Below are 18,300 nucleotides of genomic sequence, written 5' to 3'. Positions count from 1 at the left end.
GGCACCGCGCACACTGGAAGTGCGCGCGGTGCCCCGTCCCGTGTCGGCCCCTCCCTGCCCGCAAGTCCTTCCACGAGACCAGACAAGGACGTCCCCCGTGGCCATCAGCGTCTTCGACCTCTTCTCCATCGGCATCGGCCCGTCGAGCTCCCACACCGTGGGCCCGATGCGCGCCGCCCGGATGTTCGCCCGCCGACTGCGCACCGAGGACCTGCTGGACCGGGTGACGGGCGTACGGGCCGAGCTGTACGGCTCGCTCGGCGCCACCGGCCACGGCCACGGCACCCCGAAGGCCGTCCTGCTCGGCCTGGAGAACGCCTCGCCCCGCACCGTCGACGTCGACCAGGCCGACAAGGACGTCGAGCGGATCCTCGCCGAGAAGCGGATCAACCTGCTCGGCGAGCACCCGATCGACTTCGACCCCGACACCCAGCTGGTCCTGCACCGCCGCCGCTCGCTGCCGTACCACGCCAACGGGATGACCCTGTGGGCGTACGCGGCGGACGGCTCGACCCTGCTGGAGAAGACCTACTACTCGGTCGGCGGCGGCTTCGTGGTGGACGAGGACGCGATCGGCGCGGACCGGGTCAAGCCCGACGACACCGTGCTGAAGTACCCCTTCCGCACCGGTGACGAGCTGCTGCGGCTCAGCCGGGAGACCGGCCTGTCGATCTCCGGCCTGATGCTGGAGAACGAGAAGGCCTGGCGCAGCGAGGAGGAGATCCGGACCGGTCTGCTGGAGATCTGGTCCGTGATGCAGGAGTGCGTGCGGGCCGGCATGTCCCGCGAGGGCATCCTGCCGGGCGGGCTGAAGGTCCGCCGCCGGGCCGCCTCGGGTGCCCGCGCGCTGCGCGCCGAGGGCATCGGGCCGGCCAACGCGATGGAGTGGGTGACCCTCTACGCGATGGCCGTGAACGAGGAGAACGCCTCCGGCCGCCGGGTCGTCACCGCGCCGACCAACGGCGCCGCCGGGATCATCCCGGCCGTCCTGCACTACTACCTGAACTTCATCCCGGGCGCCGACGACGACGGCATCGTCCGCTTCCTGCTCGCCGCCGGCGCCATCGGCATGCTCTTCAAGGAGAACGCCTCCATCTCCGGCGCCGAGGTCGGCTGCCAGGGCGAGGTCGGCTCCGCCTGCTCGATGGCCGCGGGCGGCCTCGCCGAGGTCCTCGGCGGTACCCCCGAGCAGGTCGAGAACGCCGCCGAGATCGGCATCGAGCACAACCTCGGCCTCACCTGCGACCCGGTCGGCGGCCTGGTCCAGATCCCCTGCATCGAGCGCAACGGCATGGCCTCCGTCAAGGCCGTCACCGCGGCCCGGATGGCGCTGCGCGGCGACGGCCGGCACCACGTCTCGCTGGACAAGGCGATCAAGACGATGAAGGAGACCGGGGCCGACATGAAGATCAAGTACAAGGAGACCTCGCGCGGCGGGCTCGCCGTCAACGTCATCGAGTGCTGAGCTGACCGGCTTTCCCGCAGGCCCCCGGGCGGTCCCCCGTTCCGCCCGGGGGCCTGCGCGTGCTCCGGATCACCCGGCCGTGGCCGCCTTCGCGGGGGTGTCGGCCGGCTTGATCTCCCTGGTCGCTCCCTGCTGCGGGCGCACCAGGCAGGCGAGGGCCGTCGCCGCGGCCGCCAGCAGCACCCCGCCCACGACCGTGCCGTGCAGGCCGCCGGTGACCGCCGCCCCGACGGCGTCGCGGACGGCCACCGGGAGCCCGTCGAGGGAGGCCGGGGTCAGCCCTCCGCCGGTGAGCCGGCCGGCCTCGGCGGCCCCGAGGCGCTCCGTGAGGGAGTCGGTGAGCCGCGCCGTGTAGACCGCGCCGAGCGCCGCCATGCCGAGCGAGCCGCCGATGCTCCGCAGCAGCGTGACCACGCCCATCGCCGCGCCCATGTCCTGCGGCCGGACCGCCCCCATCGAGGTCAGCAGGGTGCTCTGCATCACCAGGCCGAGGCCGATCCCGGCGACGGCCGTGAGGGCCGAGGCCACGGCGATCGGGGTGTCGGTGCGCAGGAGCAGCAGCAGCGCGCCGCCGGCCAGGGTGACCGCGCCGCCCAGCAGCGGGTAGCGCCGCTCGCCGCCGGGCCGGCCCATCAGCCGCGCCGTCACCAGCTGGGTGCCCATCATGCCGAGCATCAGCGGCAGCAGGAGCAGCCCGCCGGCGGTGGGCGAGGCGCCCCGGGCCAGCTGCAGGTAGAGCGGCAGGTAGCCGACCAGGGCGATCATCACCGCGCCGGTGAGGAAGCCGAGCACCTGCGCCACCGTGAAGTTGCGGTCGCGGAACAGCGCGGGCGGGATCAGCGGCCCGGGGGCGCGCAGTTCGGTCCGGGCGAACCAGCCCAGCGCGACCAGCGCGACGAGCGCCGTGCCGAGGAGCACCGGGGAGGTCCAGGAGTAGGCGGTGCCGCCCCAGCTGCTCACCAGGGTGAGCGCGAGGATGCCGGTGGTCAGCAGGGCGACCCCGGCCCAGTCGAACGGGGCGCGCACCCGCTCCGTCCGCAGCCGTACCCCGACGCCGACCGCGAGCAGCGCGACCAGCCCGACCGGCAGGTTGACGTAGAAGGCCCAGCGCCAGCTCAGCCGTTCGGTGAGGAAGCCACCGAGCAGCGGTCCGCCGACGAAGGCGATCGGCATCAGCACGCCGACCACCGACTGCACCCGCGCCCGGTCGGAGGCGGGGACGAGCACCCCGATCACCGAGAGCGCACCGACCATCAGCCCGCCCGCGCCGATCCCCTGGAGGCCCCGGAAGGCGATCAACTGCCCCATGTCCTGGGCGAGTCCGGCCAGCACCGAGCCGGCCAGGAACACCACCACCGCCCACTGGTAGGCGCCCTTGCGCCCGTACAGGTCGCCGAGCCGGCCCCAGAGCGGGGTGGCGGCGGCGGAGGTCAGCAGGTAGGCGGTGACCGCCCAGGAGAGGTGCTCCAGCCCGCCGAGGTCGCCGACGATGGTCGGCAGCGCGGTGCCGATGATCTGGCCGTCGAGGGCCGAGAGGAAGATGCCGAGCATCAGTCCGACGACGCCGAGCAGCGGCGGCTTGGGCCGCTCGTCGGCCTGCTCCTTGTTCTGGCCCCCGCTCTGTTCCGTGGCCATGCCGTCCGCCCCCTTCCCCGGCTCAGGCCGCGAACGGGCGGGCCCGGCGGGCGTCCCGCAGTGCCTGCGCCCACCAGGTGAGCTGGTCGAGCATGGTCTTGGCGGCGGTGTCGGCGGCCGGGTCGATCGCCCTGCCCTCGGCGTCGAAGCACTGCGAGGCGCCGTGGAAGCTGACCGTGTTGCGGATCGTGGCGGCGTTCAGCTCGGCCATCACCACCCGCAGCTGCTCGACCGCCCGCAGGCCGCCGGACAGGCCGCCGTACGAGACGAAGCCGACCGGCTTGCCGTGCCACTGCCGGTTGTGCCAGTCGATGGCGTTCTTCAGCGGGGCCGGGAAGCTGTGGTTGTACTCGGGCGTGACGATCACGAAGGCGTCGGCCGCCTCCAGCCGGGGCGACACGGCGGCCAGCAGCGCGGCGTCGTCCGGCGAGAGTTCGCCGCCGAAGGACGGGAAGGTGACGGGCAGCGGGGTCTCCACCAGGTCGATCCGGTCGGCGGTCAGGTCGCCGCGCGCTTCGAGGTGGCCGAGCAGCCAGTCGGCGACCACCGGGCCGAAGCGGCCGTCGCGGGTGCTGCCGACGAGGACGGCGACCTTCAGGTTCTGCTCGTTGGACGCCTGCTCGCTGGACGTCCGCTCGTTGGACTTCCGCTCGCTGGACTTCTGCTCCGTGGACATGGGAGTCCCCCTCCGGGATGGCTGATGTGTACGGCGTATCCGTCTCGAATACAACGTACACATCGACGTGTACGGCGTCCACTGCCGATACGCCGTACACAGGAGGGTGCTACGGTGGGACCGACCCCCAGTCGGAAGGAGCCCGCCCCCATGCCCGCTCAGCAGGCCCCCACCGGGGACACCCCCGCCGGCGACGACAGGCCCCCGGCGTCACTCTGGGAGCGCCTGGACCGCCCGGCCCCCGCCCCGCGCACCACCCTGACCCCGCAGCGGATCGCCGAGGCCGCCGTCGCCGTCGCCGACGCCGAGGGCCTGGACGCCGTCACCATGCGCCGGCTCGCCGCCGAACTCGGCGTCGCCCCGATGGCCGCCTACCGGTACGTCTCCGGCAAGGACGAACTCATCGAGCTGATGGTCGACTTCGTCTACGGCCGACTCCCCCTGGACGCCGCCCCCGCCGAGGACTGGCGGGAGACCATGCGCGCCCTCGCCCTCCACCTGCGGGCCATGCACCTGGCCCACCCGTGGACCGTCCGGGCGGCCACCCCGTTCTCCCTCAGCCCGAACCAACTCGCCGTCCCCGAGCACGCGTTCGCCGCCCTGGCCGAGCACGGCCTGGACGCCGACACCACCATGGCGGTGTTCCGCACCGTCACCGGCTACGTCCACGGCTCGGTCACCACCGAGGTCACCCTGAACACCCTGCGCCGCGAGCGCGGCTGGTCCGACGGCGACCAGACCCGGGCCGGCCTCGCCCCCCGGATGACCTGGCTGATGGGCACCGGCCGCTACCCCAACTACCAGCGCTACCTCCACGCGGCCACCCGCAAGGACGACCCCGACTGGCAGTTCGAAACCGGCCTCGACTGCGTCCTCGACGGCATCGCCGCCCACTTCGCCCTCTGACCGGACCGCTCACGGAGTGGGAAGTCGGCCGGTCCGACTTCCCGCTCCGCCCTTCTTACCTGCCGGCCGCCCCGACCCCCAGCCGCGCAGCGACGGCACCCAGCCGGCCCATCGCGTGGGCCACGCCCAGGCCGTCCATGTAGTCCCGCACGTGCACCAGCAGGCCGTCCCGGGCGCGCATCACCAGCAGGCCAGGCACGGTGAACGGCTCCCCGGTGGTGGCGAGCGTCCCTACCACCTGCTGCTCGACGGTCAGCACCTCCGGGTCGGCCCCCGGGTGGACGGCCACCTCCCGGATCTCCCGCGGCCGCGCCGCACTCGCACCCCAGGCGGCCCGGTAGCCGGCCCGGATCTCCTCCCGCCCCCGGTACCGCTCCGGCATCCCGGGGAACAGGAACGGGAACTCGTGCACCCCGTCCTCGGCGTACAGCTCTGCGAGGGCGTCCGCGTCCAGGTCGAGCATCGCCCGCCGGTAGCGGACGAGCAGGTCGAGCGGGCTGGGCGTGCTGGGCGGGCTGGGCGTGGCGGAATCCGGCATGACGGCGGCCCCTTCGGCAGCGGACGGGGACGCCAGGATCCCTCTGCGGCAATCGACTTGGCCCCGCGCATCGATCGATGGCCCCAACCCTAGCCGCCGGAAGTCGGCTCCCCCTCGACGACCTGACAGCCGCCGCGCTCCAGCAGGCCTTCACCCGGCACCGAGGGGCCGTCCTCGTACCCCGGGATCCACACCTGCGAGTCCTGCTCTCCGTTCACGGCCCTCGGTCAACCAGCCGCGCTGCACGGGAAGTCGGCCGGTCCGACTTCCTGTGCGGCGGCAGCCGCCGACAACGCCTACCCGGCCGGCCGCTCGCCGGCGAGGACCAGGCGGTAGCCGTAGTCCATGCTGTCCCGGCCGAGCAGGTCGGCGTACCGCCGGTGCCACACCCCCGAGGCGAGGTCGGCCCGCAGTCGCTCGACGGCCGGCTCGACCACCTCCGGCGGCAGCTGCGCGAAGGTCGAACTGGCCTGCCGGACCACCGGGTCCAGGTAGTGCTCGGGCCGCCGCCAGTGGGCGATCTGGAAGCCGTCGGTGAAGTCCCAGGGGACGGGGAAGGGCAGCACGGTGTGCGCGTCCAGGGCCTCCACCACCTCCTCCAGCGGCGTGAAGCGGGAGTCCTCCAGCTCCCTGATCTCCGGCAGGTAGTCCTCCAGCAGCCACAGCTGCGGCCGGTGCGCCGGATCCCAGGTGAACACCGCCTGCCGCCTCGCGACCCGCCGCAGCTCGGCCAGCCCGCGCCGCGGGTCCGACCAGTGGTGGACGGTCAGGACGGCCATCGCCGCGTCGAACGCCCCGTCCTCGAAGGGCAGTTGCTCGGCCGAGGCCTTGACCTTCCGCTCCCCCGGATGCTGGTCGAGCATGACCTGCGACGGGTCGACGGCCGTGACCTCGGCGTCCTCCGGCTCGTACGACCCCGCCCCCGCACCGACGTTGACCACCGTGCGCGCTCCCCGCAGCGCCGACCCGATCAACGCGTGCAGCCGCGGATCGGGCCGACGGACCTGCCGGTACCCGACGCCGATCCGGTCGTACCTCGCCGTCCGGCTCTCCTGCCCCGCGTGTCCCATCCGACCAGCCCATCAAACGGGACCACCGGCGGCAACCGCTTCGCGTGAACCCGCGCCGACGGGGGAGGCCGTGGCGGTACCGTCGGCCGCATGACCGAACTCAGCGACTGGACCTACGTGGTGACCGACATCGAGGTGGACGGCCCGTGGCCGGGACCGAACTCGATGCGGTCCTTCGCGTCCGTGGCCACGACCATGGACGGCCGGACCTTCGGCGAGTTCGAAGCCGTCCTCGAACCGCTTCCCGGATCGGCCCCGAACCCGCGCACGAAGGAATGGTTCGACTCCGAGCCGGGCGCCTGGGAGGCCGCGACGACGAACCCGGAGCCCGTCACCGACGTCATGACCGGGTACGTCGAGTGGGTCCGGTCCCTGCCCGGCCGGCGGGCGTTCGCCGCGGCACCCCTGTCGTTCGACGGAACCTGGATCGACTACTACCTGCGCCGGTTCACCTCCTTCGGACTGCACCAGGGCCCCTACGAGCAGGATCTCCTCTTCCACGGCCCGGCCCTGTGCCTGCGCTCGTACACGGCGGCACTGACCGGCCGACCGCCCGCGGACCTCCCGGCACCGGCGCTGCCCCCGCACTGGCTCGGCGGCGTGCGGCACACCCACAAGGCCCTCGACGACGCGCGCGGCTTCGCCGAGCTGCTGCACTTCCTCACCCGGAACTCCAGGACGCCCGCCATCACCTTCGACACCTGAGGACCACCCCGCGACCACCGGCCCCCGGTCACGCCTCCGGAAACGGCGGGCCATCGTCCATTACCCGCAGCAGCCTCCGCGCAGGCCCGTCTTCCTTCGGCCGCACCCAAGGCATAGACGGCCCTCCGCGCGCCCGGGGCCCCCGTCGCATCACACACCCCACCCTCCACTGCCTCCCCCCACCACGAGTGCCCCGAGGCCCTCGCGCGAGAAGTCGGCCAGCCCGACTTCTCGCGCAGACCAACACTCCTACCGCCGCCCCGGAAACACCAGGAAGGCCCACCCTCCAGCCAGGACGGCGAGCCCGCACCCGACCGGCCCTCCGCGCGGGCGCCTCCGGCAACTCGGCCTCGCAGACCACGTGCGGCGCCCCGACCAGTCCAAGCAGGAACGGCACCATAGGAGCCGCCGCCTCGCCGACGACATCGGCCAGTTCACCAACAGCTCTGCGGCCCCGACCTCCTCCCCGCAGGCAATCCTGGACAGCAACAGGGGAACGCGCCCGGACGGAGCCCCCGCCACATCACGCAGCTCACCCCAGCGGACCCCGAGAACCTTCCTCAGCAGGCTTCCCCCACCGCGAGAAGTCGGCCGGTCCGACTTCTCGCGCAGACCAACGCACCACCAGCGCCTCGGAAGTACCAGGAAGGCCAACCCTCCTGCCAGGACAGCAAGCCCACGACCGACCAGCCCACCTGAACAGCCCTCCGCGCGGCCACCTCCAAGCCGGGCTGCGGCCGACAGCTCGCCGCCCGGATCCCCCATCGCATCCCGCAGCTCACCCCGGCGGCCCCCGGAAACCATCCTCCGCAGCCTCCCCCCACCGTGAGTAGCCCGAGGCCCTCGCGCGAGAAGTCGGCCAGCCCGACTTCTCGCGCAGACCAACGCTCCTACCGCCGACCCGGGAGCACCAGGAAGGCCAGGACGGCGAGGCCGCGACCGACCAACCCGCGTGGACGGCCCTCCGCGCGGCCGCCTCCAAGCCGGGTTGCAGCCGACGGCTCGCGCCGTTCCGGCAGGCCGGAACCCCCGTCGCATCGCGCGGTTCTCCCCTCAGCAGAGTTCCTGGACGGCGAGGGACCCGGGCCCTCGCGCGAGAAGTCGACCGGTCCGACTTCTCGCGCGGCCCAACGCTCCTACCGGGGGCCAGGGGCGCCAGGAAGGCCAGCCCTCCGGCCGAGACGGCGTGCCCGCGACGGCCACTCGGCCTTGCGGACCATGTGCGGCGCCCCGAGCAGGTCGAGTAGGAACGGGACCGACGACGAACCCCAGCGCACAGACGGCATCGGTCAGTTCACCAACAGACCTGCGCCTCCCACAGGCGATCCGGGACAGCAGTGGGGGAATGCGGCCGGCCGGAGCCGTGGTCGCGTCGCGCGGTTGCCCCCTCAGCAGGGTTCCTGCAGTGCGAGCAACCCCGGGGCCGCTAGGAGCTGTCCGGCCGATCATTGATGGCGTTCATCTGGCTGCTGCTTGAGGCGCCTGTGGCGGCGGCCTGAAGTCGATTGCCAGAGATCTGCCGCTGCGCGACCCTCGTCGGATGGATACGGATGAGGGTCGGAGACTGATTCGGGTCGTGCAGACGTGTTCTGCCGGCCCGTCACAGTGGGATGCCTGGACGGTAGACGGCCAGTACCTATATCTCCGATACCGGCATGGTGAGGGCTGCGTCGAGTGGCATCCCGACCCTGGCTTTTATGACAGCCCGGAGTCTTGGAACGAGGGCCGCTCGGGGCTCCTCGTCGAATGGGACGACGGCACCGACGGCGGTGTCATCAGCCTTGAGGACTTCCTCGCGGCAGCGGGCTTGGTGCTGGCGCCGGGTGCCTCGGTGAGCTGAGGTCAGGTGCGAAGCCAGACGACGAGGGCGGCCGCGGTGGCGGTGCCGAGGAAGACGTATCCGCGCTTGTCATAACGGGTCGCAACGGCGCGGGAGTTCTTCAGCTTGTTGATGGCCCTCTCGACGGTGTTGCGTTTTCTGTACCGCTCCTCGTCGAAGCCTGGGGGCCGTCTACCTCACGCTCCTTTGCGCAGGCGGGCGGCCTGGCTGTCGGACTTCTCCGGGATTGTGTGCCGGATGTCGCGGCGCTGCAGGTACTGACGGCAAGGCCCGTTGCTGTAGGCCTTATCGGCCGCGACGCTGTCAGGCTTCTTGCGGGGCCTGCCCGACCCGAGCCGGGGGACCCGGATCTTCTCCAGCACCGGCACGAACTGGGTGCAGTCGGCTCGCTGCCCCGGCGTGACGATCAGGGACAGCGGGCGGCAGAAGCCGTCCGCACTCAGGTGGATCTTGCGGGTGAAGCCCCGCGCGAACGCCCCAGGCCCTTACCTCCCGCACCACCTCCACCAGCCGGCCGACGAGGCTCTGCCACGGAGTTTCGTCCTGGCGTTCCAGCGTCTCGTCCCCCTTTGAGTCAGGAAGGCCTGGCGGAGGGTCGGTCCGGGCACCGGCCGCGTGCTGGTGCGCGCGCACGATGGTGGAGTCCACCGAGATGTCCCAGTCGATCTCGCCAGCCGCGTCGGCCACAGCCTGGACCCGCTGCAGCAGACACTCCCAGGTGCCGTCGGCAGACCACAGCCGATGGCGCTCGTAGACCGTTTTCCATGGGCCGAACCGCTCCGGCAGATCGCGCCAGTGCACCCCGGCCCGAACCCGGTGAAGAATCCCGTCGATCACCTGTCGGTGGTCACGCCACCGCCCGCACCGACCGTTGCTCACTGGCAAGAACGGCCGCAGCCGCTCCCACTCCGCGTCCAACAGATCTCCGCGTTCTCCCCGCCCCATAGCGAGAACAACGAGCAGATCAAGCGACAGGCACATGATCGGCCGGACAGCACCTACCGGCGGGCTGGGAGGGCCAGGAAGGCCAGGCCTCCGGCGAGGACGGCGAGGCCGTACCAGGAGGCGGTGGGCAGGCGTTCGTCGAGGGCGGCTACGCCGAGGACCGCCGCGACGGCGGGTTCGGCGAGGGTCAGGGTGGTGGCGGTCTGGGCGGTGGTGTGGCGTAGGCCGTGGCCGAAGAGCCAGTAGGCGAGGAAGGTGGTGATCACCGCGAGGTGCAGCACCACGCCTGCCCCGCGCGGCGTGAGCAGCCAGCCCGTGGGGCCGCACAGCAGTACCGGGAGGACGATCAGCGCTCCGCCGCCGAACATCGCGCCCATCACCCCGCCGGAGGGGTGTCCGCCGGCGATCAGCCGCCCGCCGATCAGCGAGTAGACGGCGTACGAGAGTCCCGAGAGCGCGGCCAGGAGCACGCCCGGCAGGTCCACCGTCGTGCCGCCCCCGGCGAGTTCGGGGCCGAGCACCAGGAGGGCGCAGCCGAGTACGGCCAGCGCGGTGGCCCCGGCCCAGCGTCCGCCGGGCCGTCCCTGTCGGGTGAGCCAGCCGAGCAGCCCGGTGAACACGGGCGCGCTGCCGAGCGCGATGACGGTGGCGACGGCCACGCCGGTACGGCTCACCGCCGGGTAGAAGGTCACCGGGTATCCGGCGACCGCGATGGCGCCGGCCGCGAGCAGCCACCGCTCGTGCGGCCCGCACTTCCGGGGGAGTACGCGGGCGGTGCGGTCGGTGAGGAAGAGGAGCAGCCCGCCGAGGACCAGCCCGGCGGCTCCGATTCCCGCGGCCGGGGCGCCTGCGGGTGCCAGTGAACTGGCCGTCCCGGTGGTGCCCCAGAGCACGGCGGCGGTCAGGATCGGCGCCACGCCGCCGCGCGGGCGGGTACGGCGGGCGCGGCGGGGGGCCGTGGGGAGGGTGCGGGCAGGTGAGGACAAACGATTCGGCACAGTCGTGAACTTCCGTCGTCGAAGACCGTCAGGGGAACGGGTTTCCGAGAACGGGCGCACGCCGCCGACCCACGGCGGCCACTGTCGGGCCGAGCCGGGGTCGTGGGGGGTCAAGCCACCGAAGCGCGCGCCCGATCAGGCGCTGAGCGGTGGCAGCACGACGTGCCAGTACAGGTTCACGCGTCGATGGTACCGACCGGCGGGCGCGAGAAGTCGGCCGGTCCGACTTCTCATGCGGCGAGGGCCGTTGACGCGTCCTCACCCCGCAGGAACGGTCTCCTCGCGGCAGTCGCAGGGTCCGGGGCGCAGAACGCGACCGCCCGCCCCACGCGCCCCCAGGAGGCCGTCACGCCCCTCCCGGGGGCGCGTCTCCTCGGCCGTGCAACCACCGGCGGCCCGCCCTCGACTTCCGGACCGTAGCGGACCGTTCATTCCTCCCTACGCTGAGTGTCGACCCCATCGGCCCACCGGAAGGACCCGCTCGTGCGCCGCTCCAGCCTCGTGCTGTCCCTGGCCCTGACCACCGTGGTCGCCTCCGCCCTGATGGCCGCCGACGTCGTGAAGGACGAGCCCTACCTGTCGGTGACCCTGCCGGTGCTCCGCGATCCGAAGGCCCAGCAGCTGCTCCACCACATGACGGACCCGGTGCAGGAGTGGGTGGAGTCCCGGGATCCGGCGGCGGCCGGCTACGCCGGGACGGTGATCGACGCGGCGAACCAGCACGCCGACATCTACTGGAAGGGCGAGACCCCGGCCCAGGTCCGTTCCCTGCTCGACGCGAACGCCGCGGACGTCGGCCCCGGCTACACCGTCGACGTCCATCCGAGCCCGTACTCCCGCGCGGAGATGCGCGCCGCGATCGACCGGTTCACGGCCGCGGTGGCGCGGGACGCGTGGACGTCGATCGGCCCGCAGGAGGACGGCACCGCCATCGCGATCACGTACGCGCCGGCGCCGGCGAAACAGCTGACCGGCGGCGACGCGACCGTACAGGCGTACTCCTCGCGGGCCGCCGAGATCGCCGGGATGCCGGTGTCGGCCGGCGTCGAGGAGACACCGGTGGCGCTGTCCGGCAACCGGCACTCCGACAGCGCGCCGTACTACGCGGGCGCCGAGGTGAACACCGGAAAGGCGTCGTTCTGCTCGACGGCGTTCAGCGGCTGGAAAGGCGGGACGAAGGTGGTGCTGACCGCCGCACACTGCGGCGGCGGCCGGTACTACAACGGCACCGGCAGCTACATCGGCGACCTGGCCGCGGTCGGCAACGGCCTGGACGTCGGCATGATCGCGGTCAACGGGAACGGCGGCGGCCGGTTCTACGACGGTTCCTGGTCGGACAACGGCGGCTCGTCCCGGCACACGTACGGCGCCGGGCGGAACAACGTCGGGGACCTGATCTGCCTGAGCGGCGCCCAGTCGGGGTGGAAGTGCGACGTGCAGGTCAAGCGGGTCGACGTGGAGACGACGAACGACGAGGGCACCAAGATCAAGCCGGTGGACATCGCGGAGTCGAAGGGCGGCGACCGCCGGGCGGTCGCCGCGAAGGGCGACAGCGGCGGCCCCGCACTGGCGAACCCGTCCGGCCCGAACGGCGACATGGAGGCCCGCGGCGTCATCGTCGCCGCCAGGTCGGAGGTCGCCTGCCCGCCCGGATCGACGGCGCACCAGACGACCTGCTACGCGCAGGTGCTGTACGTGCCGATGACGCCGGTGGTCAACCAGATGGGCTTCTCGATCTCCTGACCCGGGACGTCATGACCCGGCTTCGCCACCCCCGATGGCGAGCGCGAGCTTCCACACGCCGGTGGACGGATTGGTCTCGTGCTCGCTCCCGGGCTCCGCCAGCTGCTTCGCCCGGCTCGCCGCCAGCCGCCAGTGCGGTTCGTAGTGGTCGAACTTCACGCCGGTCTTCTCGTATCCGGCCGGGAAGGTTCTCTCAAGGACTGGCAGGAGTTCCCTGAACGAACGGGCCGGACGGCGGTATTCCGTGAAATGCAGCAGGAGCCACACCTCGAAACACGGATTGGAGAACGCCACCTCGATATTCCGAGCACTCGACTTCAGCGCCTGTGGGACGCTTGCGTCCGCTCGGCTTCGCCGCCCTTGCCATCATCGTCCCCCCGCGCCGCAATGGCACTGGCAAAATCGTCGTCGATGTACGGCACGCCGCCGTAACTCCCGCCGAGGTACCGCCGCTCGCGGTTCTCCTCTTGGCGCGGCTTGAAGTCGGCGAGGGCGAACAGCTCCGTCTCGCCGTGCTCGTTCTTCTCCACGAACCAGACCTGGTCCCGCCGCAGGACGTCCTCGCCGTCGGTTCGGCCGAGCAGGCTGGCATCGTGCGAGGTGAAGATCAGCTGGGCACCGTTCGGGTTGGTCGCGGAATTCTGGAACAGCCCGATCAGGCGCGCTGTCAGGATCGGGTGGAGGCTCGAATCGATCTCGTCCACCACGAAGGTGCCACCCCGACGGAGCGCCCCCATGAAGAGAGGTGCCTGCCGCAGCAGGGCCTGGGTGCCCTCGGACTCCTCGGAAACGTCCATCCTGACGATCCCGTCGCGCCCGCGATGGCCTATCCAGGGGCGCATGACCTCACGTGGTCCGTGCTCTTCGAGTTCCTCCAGCCGCCACGGCGGAATGCGCGTACCGTAGCGCTTCCGCAGCTCTTCCTCGTCGAGCAGCACGCGCTCCGTGCCGCATTCCGCGATCCCGAGGTCTGCGGCACGCAGGAGCGCGATGAACTCAGGGTGCCGGTCCGGGTTTTCGAGGATCCGCGCTGTACCGATGCGGCCAGGGCCCTGCATTCGCCGGCTGAACTGGAGGCTTCGGGCGAACCAGTCGTACACCGGGCGGAAGTCGTCCTGCCGGGAGCGTGCCGCGAGGGACATGAAGAGGACGTTGGGCTCTGTGATGTTCTCGACCAGCTCCAGCTCTCGCCGGTGCTGCGAGTCACCGATCTCCAGCCCGTCGACCGAACGCTCGAAGATCTTGCGCTTCCTGCCGTGGGGGAAGCTGTGCAGCCATTCGTCGACCACCCGGTCGTCGTCCACGCTGAACCCGTAGGTGTAGCGGATCCCGTCGATCAGCAGGTCCACCACGTACCAGGACGGTTCCCCGCGCGCCGCCTCTTCGAGCCGGAAGGGTTGACGGGCCACGCCCCCGTCCGGCTCCGCGTCGCGATGCGAGCTGACGACCATCCTGGTCATGTACGCCAGGGCATCGATGACGTTCGATTTGCCAGCGGCATTGGCCCCGAAGATGCCCACCACAGGGACCGCTTCCCAGTGCGTCCCGGGCGGCCGGTCCGCGTCGTAGACCGGGTTCAGCTGTAGGGATTGCTCGTCTCTGATCGAGCGGTGGTTCGCGACCCTGAAGTTCAACAGCATCTGTGATCCCCCCTTCGCGGGCTGTGGGGCCTTTCTGTGCAAGTGAATCGCGCAAACAGGCCTTGGGCAAGCGTGGACAGGCTCTCACATGCCAGTGACCATCCCGGGAGTCACAGACCTCCCACGCCGAGGCTCCCGAATCCGGCGCAGGAAGTCGGCCGGTCCGACTTCTCGCGCAGGCCCCTCGGGTGGAGAGAGGTTCAGCGGCGCTGACGGCGGCCATGGCCACCTCGTCGGCGAACACGGCGGACACGGCGGACATGGCGCGAGCGGGCGCCACGTCCGCCGCGAAGTCCTCGTCCGGCCCGGATCGCCGGAGAACGTCGTTCAGCGCGGCTCCATTGCCCGATGCGGCGGCCGCCCCGGGCGGCGTGAGTGCGGGGGCTGCTCGGCAGGGCTCGTGGTCAGCGCGTGGCCGGGTGCAGGCCGCCGATGGGCCATTTCGGGCCGGTGTCCGGGGCGCCCTGCCAGGCCCACTGGGTGTCGGGGGTGACGGTGATGCCGTAGTCGTACGGGTCGGGGCGGCCCAGCGCGTCCCACTGCGTCCAGGCGGCCAGCACCTCGTCGCCGAGGCGGCGCGGCCCGCCCTGGAGGAGCAGCGATCGGGAGCGGATCTCGGCCCACGAGCGGTCCCCGTCGTGGAGCAGGGTGGCGGGCCCGTCCTCGCCCCGCACCGTGGACAGCACGGCGTCCGGGACGGCGACGCGCAGCGCGAACCGGAGGTGCCAGTCCTCCAGGCCGGCCGGGTCACGGTCCAGTGCCCCGTGCGCCTCGGGTTCGGCACCGCGGCGCACCTGCGCATAGGCGGCGGGCCCCGTGCCCGGCTGGGCCGGACCGGTCCGGTCGCCCATGAACTGGGCCAGGCCGTGGACCCAGCCGTGTGCGGCGGCCCCGTCGTCGGCGACGGTGAGGGCGACGTACCCCAGCCGGCCCCAGGGGTAGACGATCCGCCCACCGGGCCGTACCGCCTCCACCCAGGACCAGGGCACGGTCTCGACGGCGTACGTGGCGTGCAGCCGGTCGACCTGGCCACCACCCGGCACCCCGCCGTCGGTGCCGTCACCTGCCGTCACCTCGGCGTCGAGCCCGGCGGCCGCGAGTCGGGTGCGGGCGAACGCGGCCAGGTGCTCGTCGACTTCGGTGCCGACCACCAGCCTGGGCCCGGCCCGCCAGGCGGACAGTGCCGCCGTCCAGCCCTGGCCGGTGCCGAGGTCCCACACCCGGTGCCCCGGTTCCACGCGGAGGCTGTCCAGCATGTCCGCCACCACGGAGGGCGCGGACAACGACGACGACGGGAGTCCTCCGGTGAGCTGGGTGACGGCTGCGGAGTAGGCCCCGGAGTACAGTTCACCCGCCCAGCCGCCCGGATCCACCGCGCGGTCGAGCGGTGCGTAGGCCCGGCCGTCCCACCGCCACAACCTGTCCGGTGCGAACCCGTCCCGGGGCAGCGCGGCGAAGGCCTCGCGCAGCCACGGCGAGTCGGCCGGCCACGCCCCGCCCCGCTCCATCTCCGCGTGCAGGCGCGTCCGGAGCCCGGCCAGGCCCCCGTCGTCCGCCGTCACTTCTTGTGCTTCCCGTTGCCCGGCGGCGGAACGTCGACCTTGCTGTCGCTGTTGTTCGGCGGCGGAGTCCCCTGCCCGGGGTCCGGCGGCTGCTTCTCGTGCTCGCCCATCGCAGCGTCCCTTCGGTCGTACTCAACGGTCGGCGACCAATCTGGCGCAGCACCGCACCAGGCGGTAGAGGCGTGCGGGAGCTGCCAGGGGCGCGTGCGCGTGTGTGTCCCGCCGGACCGTGCGAGGACCACCCCGACCGGCGCGAGAAGTCGGCCGGGCCGACTTCTCGCGCGGCCGGCGGATGGCCGCGCCACCCACGACGGCCCCGGGTGTTCCGTCCCGTGAGGTCGGGGATGCGGGTGCCACCGGTGGCGTCGGCGCCGCGAAAACCCCGGCGGGCCTTCTGGGCGCTGCCGTAGGATCCGGGCCCGTGCAGAGTGACGATACGACCGGGTCCGAGAGTGCCCAGGGAGCCGAGGAGCCCAGCGGCCTCCGGGCGATCTGGGCGAACACCCTGGAGCCGGTGGCTCCGCTGCCCTGGTACCGGCGGGTGCCCCGCAACGCCCTGATCGCGGCGGGCGTGGTCGTCGGCCTGTTCGCCGCGGTGACCGTCGCGGCGGTGACCGGGTTCGGCGCGCCGACGCGGCACCGGATCGTGCTCGCGGACCGGATCGGCGACCAGGTGCGGCTCCCGGACGAGGACAGCATCCTGACCCTGCGCGCCGACATCGAGCGGCAGATGACGGCCCTGCGGCCGTACCGGGAGCTGACGGTGGCCGGCTACGGCCCCGCCGGGGCGACCGAATCCACGCTGACCCTGATCGGGCTGACCGGTAGCTTCCCGGACGTCCGGCGGGAGCTGGACAAGTACTTCGGCACGGAGACGCAGACGACGGGCGCCCCGTCGGACGACCCGGTGGTGGTCGGGCGCCAGGACTACCCGGCCGGCCCCCTCGGCGGCGCGATGGACTGCGCGGTGCTCGACTTCCCGGCCGTGCCCCAGACCACCTGCGCCTGGGCGGACGGCAGCACCGTCGGCATCGTCGTCGACGAGACGGGCGCCAGCGAGCCCGGGGAACTGGCCCGGCGCACGCTGGACATCCGGGCGGCCGTCGAGGTCGAGGAGAAGGACTGATCGACGGTCCGGCCGGAATCGTCGGACACGACCTGGAGCCGCTGAGATGAAACCCAACCTTGTGGACCCGTCGACGGTCACCACGGAGATGGCCGTGCAGGTTCGCACCTGGCGGGTCGACGAGGAGTTCAGTTGGCGCGCCGTGGCCCGGGCCGCCACCGACCTGTGGGGCTCCGGGTACGGCAGCAACCAGCTGTACGGCCGGGACCTCTGTGCGGCCGCCGCTCACGTGCTGGGCGAGGACCCGGACCGGGAGCCGTGGAACTGACCTCCACCAAAGCGGTTGAGCGCGAGAAGTCGGCCCACCCGACTTCTCGCGCGGCCGGCGACAGGACCAGCGGCGGGGCCGGTCAGTCCCGGTGGGGCTCCGGGGACCACCGGCCGAGCCACTGGTCGGCGCCGAAGGCCTCGAAGCGCTCCACCTCGGTGAAGCCCAGCTTCGCGGCGAGGCGCATCGAGGGGAGGTTGGCGGTCTGGGTGGCGAGCACCACCGGCTCGCCGGGGAGCACGCCGGTGAACCAGTCGAGGACCGCCGCGCACGCCTCGGCGGCGTAGCCGCGACCCCAGGCCTGCGGCAGGAACAGGTAGCCGAGTTCGGCCTGCTCACCGACCCGGCCGAGGCGCCCCGCCTCCTTGCGGAGCAGGACCTGGCCGATCGTCTCCCCGTCGAGATCGACGGCGAAGACCCCGGGGCTCCGGCTGGGCGCCCCGGGCATCTCGCGCTCGACCTCGTCCCGCGGCTTGGGGCCACCGAGGTAGGTGTTCACCTCCGCCGAGGCCAGCAGCTCGACGAACGCCGCACGGTCCCGGGCCTCGGGCTCGCGGAGTACGAGCCGCTCGGTCCTGATCGGGGCGGGCGGCCAGGGCAGCGGGCGCATACAGGTCTCCTGATCCTCTCGGGCGCCGGTTGCCGACGCCGTCGAAGATCAGGACGCGCTCCGGCGGAGCGCCAGTTGCGCGTCTCCGCAGGTCGCGGGCTCAGCCGTGCGGGTTGGCCGGGGTGGGAAGGGCGAGTTCGCACCAGACCGTCTTGCCGATGTAGCCGTCACCGCGCAGGTGGGCGCCCCACGAGGTGGCCAGGGCGGCGACGAGTTCGAGGCCCCGGCCGGACTCGTCGTCCGGGGTGGCCTCGCACGGGGTCGGGAGGGTGGAGTTCGCGTCCGAGACCTCGATCCGGAGCAGGGAGTCGGTGGGGAGGAGAACGCGGACACCGATCATCCGGTCACGCGGGGAACGGGCGTGGCGGCAGGCGTTGGTGACGAGTTCGCTGAGGAGGATCAGCCCGGTCTCGGCGGAGTCGATGGGCACCTCCCACTCGAAGGCCTGCCGGATGAACCGGATACGGGCACGGCCGGCGCTACGGGGGAGCCGGGGGAACATCCACTCGACGACGTCGGCGGGCTGAGTGAGCATCAGGGTCCTTGGGTGTGTACGGACGGCGTCACTCGGGA

The 18,300-nt window shown here is 72.4% G+C and carries 18 protein-coding genes and 1 pseudogene; 7 read left to right on the top strand and 12 right to left on the bottom strand.

Annotated features, from left to right (window positions below):
• Positions 1 to 97 precede the first annotated feature (97 nt).
• On the top strand, positions 98 to 1,465 hold the full coding sequence (locus ACFY4B_RS16050) for an L-serine ammonia-lyase (protein WP_117489616.1): 1,368 nt from the start codon (positions 98 to 100) through the stop codon (positions 1,463 to 1,465).
• A 69-nt stretch (positions 1,466 to 1,534) separates the two neighbouring features.
• Here the strand turns inward: ACFY4B_RS16050 and ACFY4B_RS16045 are convergent, their stop codons facing one another.
• Together ACFY4B_RS16045 and ACFY4B_RS16040 are read right to left on the bottom strand one after the other, a co-directional pair.
• Positions 1,535 to 3,100, bottom strand: coding sequence for an MDR family MFS transporter (locus tag ACFY4B_RS16045; protein ID WP_387968334.1), 1,566 nt, complete (start codon positions 3,098 to 3,100; stop codon positions 1,535 to 1,537).
• A 22-nt stretch (positions 3,101 to 3,122) separates the two neighbouring features.
• Entirely contained in the window at positions 3,123 to 3,776 is a 654-nt protein-coding gene (locus ACFY4B_RS16040; protein ID WP_387968332.1) for an NADPH-dependent FMN reductase, read from the bottom strand.
• A 150-nt stretch (positions 3,777 to 3,926) separates the two neighbouring features.
• Here ACFY4B_RS16040 and ACFY4B_RS16035 point away from each other — a divergent pair, with 150 nt between their 5' ends.
• Positions 3,927 to 4,682: a TetR/AcrR family transcriptional regulator gene (locus ACFY4B_RS16035; protein ID WP_117489611.1), complete on the top strand. Its 756-nt coding sequence runs from the start codon at positions 3,927 to 3,929 to the stop codon at positions 4,680 to 4,682.
• A 55-nt stretch (positions 4,683 to 4,737) separates the two neighbouring features.
• Here the strand turns inward: ACFY4B_RS16035 and ACFY4B_RS16030 are convergent, their stop codons facing one another.
• From ACFY4B_RS16030 to ACFY4B_RS16020, 3 genes are all read right to left on the bottom strand, one after another.
• On the bottom strand, positions 4,738 to 5,220 hold the full coding sequence (locus ACFY4B_RS16030; RefSeq protein ID WP_387968329.1) for a nuclear transport factor 2 family protein: 483 nt from the start codon (positions 5,218 to 5,220) through the stop codon (positions 4,738 to 4,740).
• Positions 5,221 to 5,309: 89 nt separating this feature from the next.
• Complete coding sequence (locus ACFY4B_RS16025) at positions 5,310 to 5,438, bottom strand: hypothetical protein (RefSeq protein WP_387968327.1); 129 nt, start codon at positions 5,436 to 5,438, stop codon at positions 5,310 to 5,312.
• Between the two features lie 78 nt (positions 5,439 to 5,516).
• Complete coding sequence (locus tag ACFY4B_RS16020; RefSeq protein WP_387968325.1) at positions 5,517 to 6,290, bottom strand: class I SAM-dependent methyltransferase; 774 nt, start codon at positions 6,288 to 6,290, stop codon at positions 5,517 to 5,519.
• A gap of 90 nt (positions 6,291 to 6,380) precedes the next feature.
• Between ACFY4B_RS16020 and ACFY4B_RS16015 the strand changes: the two genes are divergently transcribed.
• Together ACFY4B_RS16015 and ACFY4B_RS16010 are read left to right on the top strand one after the other, a co-directional pair.
• Positions 6,381 to 6,995, top strand: coding sequence for a hypothetical protein (locus ACFY4B_RS16015; protein WP_387968323.1), 615 nt, complete (start codon positions 6,381 to 6,383; stop codon positions 6,993 to 6,995).
• A gap of 1,540 nt (positions 6,996 to 8,535) precedes the next feature.
• The gene (locus ACFY4B_RS16010) at positions 8,536 to 8,835 is read left to right on the top strand and encodes a hypothetical protein (RefSeq protein WP_387968321.1); all 300 of its coding nucleotides are present in this window, start codon (positions 8,536 to 8,538) and stop codon (positions 8,833 to 8,835) included.
• A 2-nt stretch (positions 8,836 to 8,837) separates the two neighbouring features.
• Here ACFY4B_RS16010 and ACFY4B_RS16005 read toward each other — a convergent pair.
• Positions 8,838 to 9,780, bottom strand: a pseudogene (locus ACFY4B_RS16005) (IS5 family transposase).
• A gap of 53 nt (positions 9,781 to 9,833) precedes the next feature.
• A complete protein-coding gene (locus ACFY4B_RS16000) occupies positions 9,834 to 10,697 on the bottom strand; it encodes a DMT family transporter (protein ID WP_387968319.1) in 864 nt (287 codons plus the stop codon).
• A gap of 564 nt (positions 10,698 to 11,261) precedes the next feature.
• Between ACFY4B_RS16000 and ACFY4B_RS15995 the strand changes: the two genes are divergently transcribed.
• The gene (locus tag ACFY4B_RS15995; RefSeq protein ID WP_387968317.1) at positions 11,262 to 12,521 is read left to right on the top strand and encodes a hypothetical protein; all 1,260 of its coding nucleotides are present in this window, start codon (positions 11,262 to 11,264) and stop codon (positions 12,519 to 12,521) included.
• A gap of 9 nt (positions 12,522 to 12,530) precedes the next feature.
• Here ACFY4B_RS15995 and ACFY4B_RS15990 read toward each other — a convergent pair whose 3' ends face one another.
• The 3 genes from ACFY4B_RS15990 to ACFY4B_RS15980 all read right to left on the bottom strand — a co-directional run bounded on the left by ACFY4B_RS15990 (position 12,531) and on the right by ACFY4B_RS15980 (position 15,723).
• On the bottom strand, positions 12,531 to 12,815 hold the full coding sequence (locus tag ACFY4B_RS15990) for an RloB family protein (RefSeq protein WP_375876959.1): 285 nt from the start codon (positions 12,813 to 12,815) through the stop codon (positions 12,531 to 12,533).
• Between the two features lie 23 nt (positions 12,816 to 12,838).
• A complete protein-coding gene (locus ACFY4B_RS15985; protein WP_387968314.1) occupies positions 12,839 to 14,161 on the bottom strand; it encodes an ATP/GTP-binding protein in 1,323 nt (440 codons plus the stop codon).
• Between the two features lie 404 nt (positions 14,162 to 14,565).
• Positions 14,566 to 15,723, bottom strand: a complete 1,158-nt coding sequence (locus ACFY4B_RS15980; RefSeq protein ID WP_387968313.1) for a protein-L-isoaspartate O-methyltransferase — start codon at positions 15,721 to 15,723, stop codon at positions 14,566 to 14,568.
• A gap of 421 nt (positions 15,724 to 16,144) precedes the next feature.
• Between ACFY4B_RS15980 and ACFY4B_RS15975 the strand changes: the two genes are divergently transcribed.
• Both ACFY4B_RS15975 and ACFY4B_RS15970 read left to right on the top strand, forming a co-directional pair.
• Positions 16,145 to 16,849 (top strand): hypothetical protein, encoded by a 705-nt coding sequence (locus tag ACFY4B_RS15975; protein ID WP_387968311.1) that lies wholly within the window; start codon positions 16,145 to 16,147, stop codon positions 16,847 to 16,849.
• A 46-nt stretch (positions 16,850 to 16,895) separates the two neighbouring features.
• Positions 16,896 to 17,117, top strand: a complete 222-nt coding sequence (locus tag ACFY4B_RS15970; RefSeq protein WP_074001478.1) for a hypothetical protein — start codon at positions 16,896 to 16,898, stop codon at positions 17,115 to 17,117.
• Positions 17,118 to 17,199: 82 nt separating this feature from the next.
• Here ACFY4B_RS15970 and ACFY4B_RS15965 read toward each other — a convergent pair whose 3' ends face one another.
• Together ACFY4B_RS15965 and ACFY4B_RS15960 are read right to left on the bottom strand one after the other, a co-directional pair.
• Positions 17,200 to 17,727 carry a GNAT family N-acetyltransferase gene (locus tag ACFY4B_RS15965; protein ID WP_049649071.1) on the bottom strand — a complete coding sequence of 176 codons (528 nt, stop codon included), beginning with the start codon at positions 17,725 to 17,727 and terminating at the stop codon, positions 17,200 to 17,202.
• A gap of 100 nt (positions 17,728 to 17,827) precedes the next feature.
• The gene (locus ACFY4B_RS15960; protein ID WP_387968308.1) at positions 17,828 to 18,262 is read right to left on the bottom strand and encodes an ATP-binding protein; all 435 of its coding nucleotides are present in this window, start codon (positions 18,260 to 18,262) and stop codon (positions 17,828 to 17,830) included.
• Between the last annotated feature and the right edge of the window lie 38 nt (positions 18,263 to 18,300).

Origin of the sequence: Kitasatospora sp. NPDC001261 (assembly GCF_042896795.1) — a bacterium.
Classification (GTDB): domain Bacteria; phylum Actinomycetota; class Actinomycetes; order Streptomycetales; family Streptomycetaceae; genus Kitasatospora.
The sequence above is the reverse complement of the archived record's forward strand: the minus strand, read 5'-3'. Positions and strand labels throughout refer to the sequence as shown.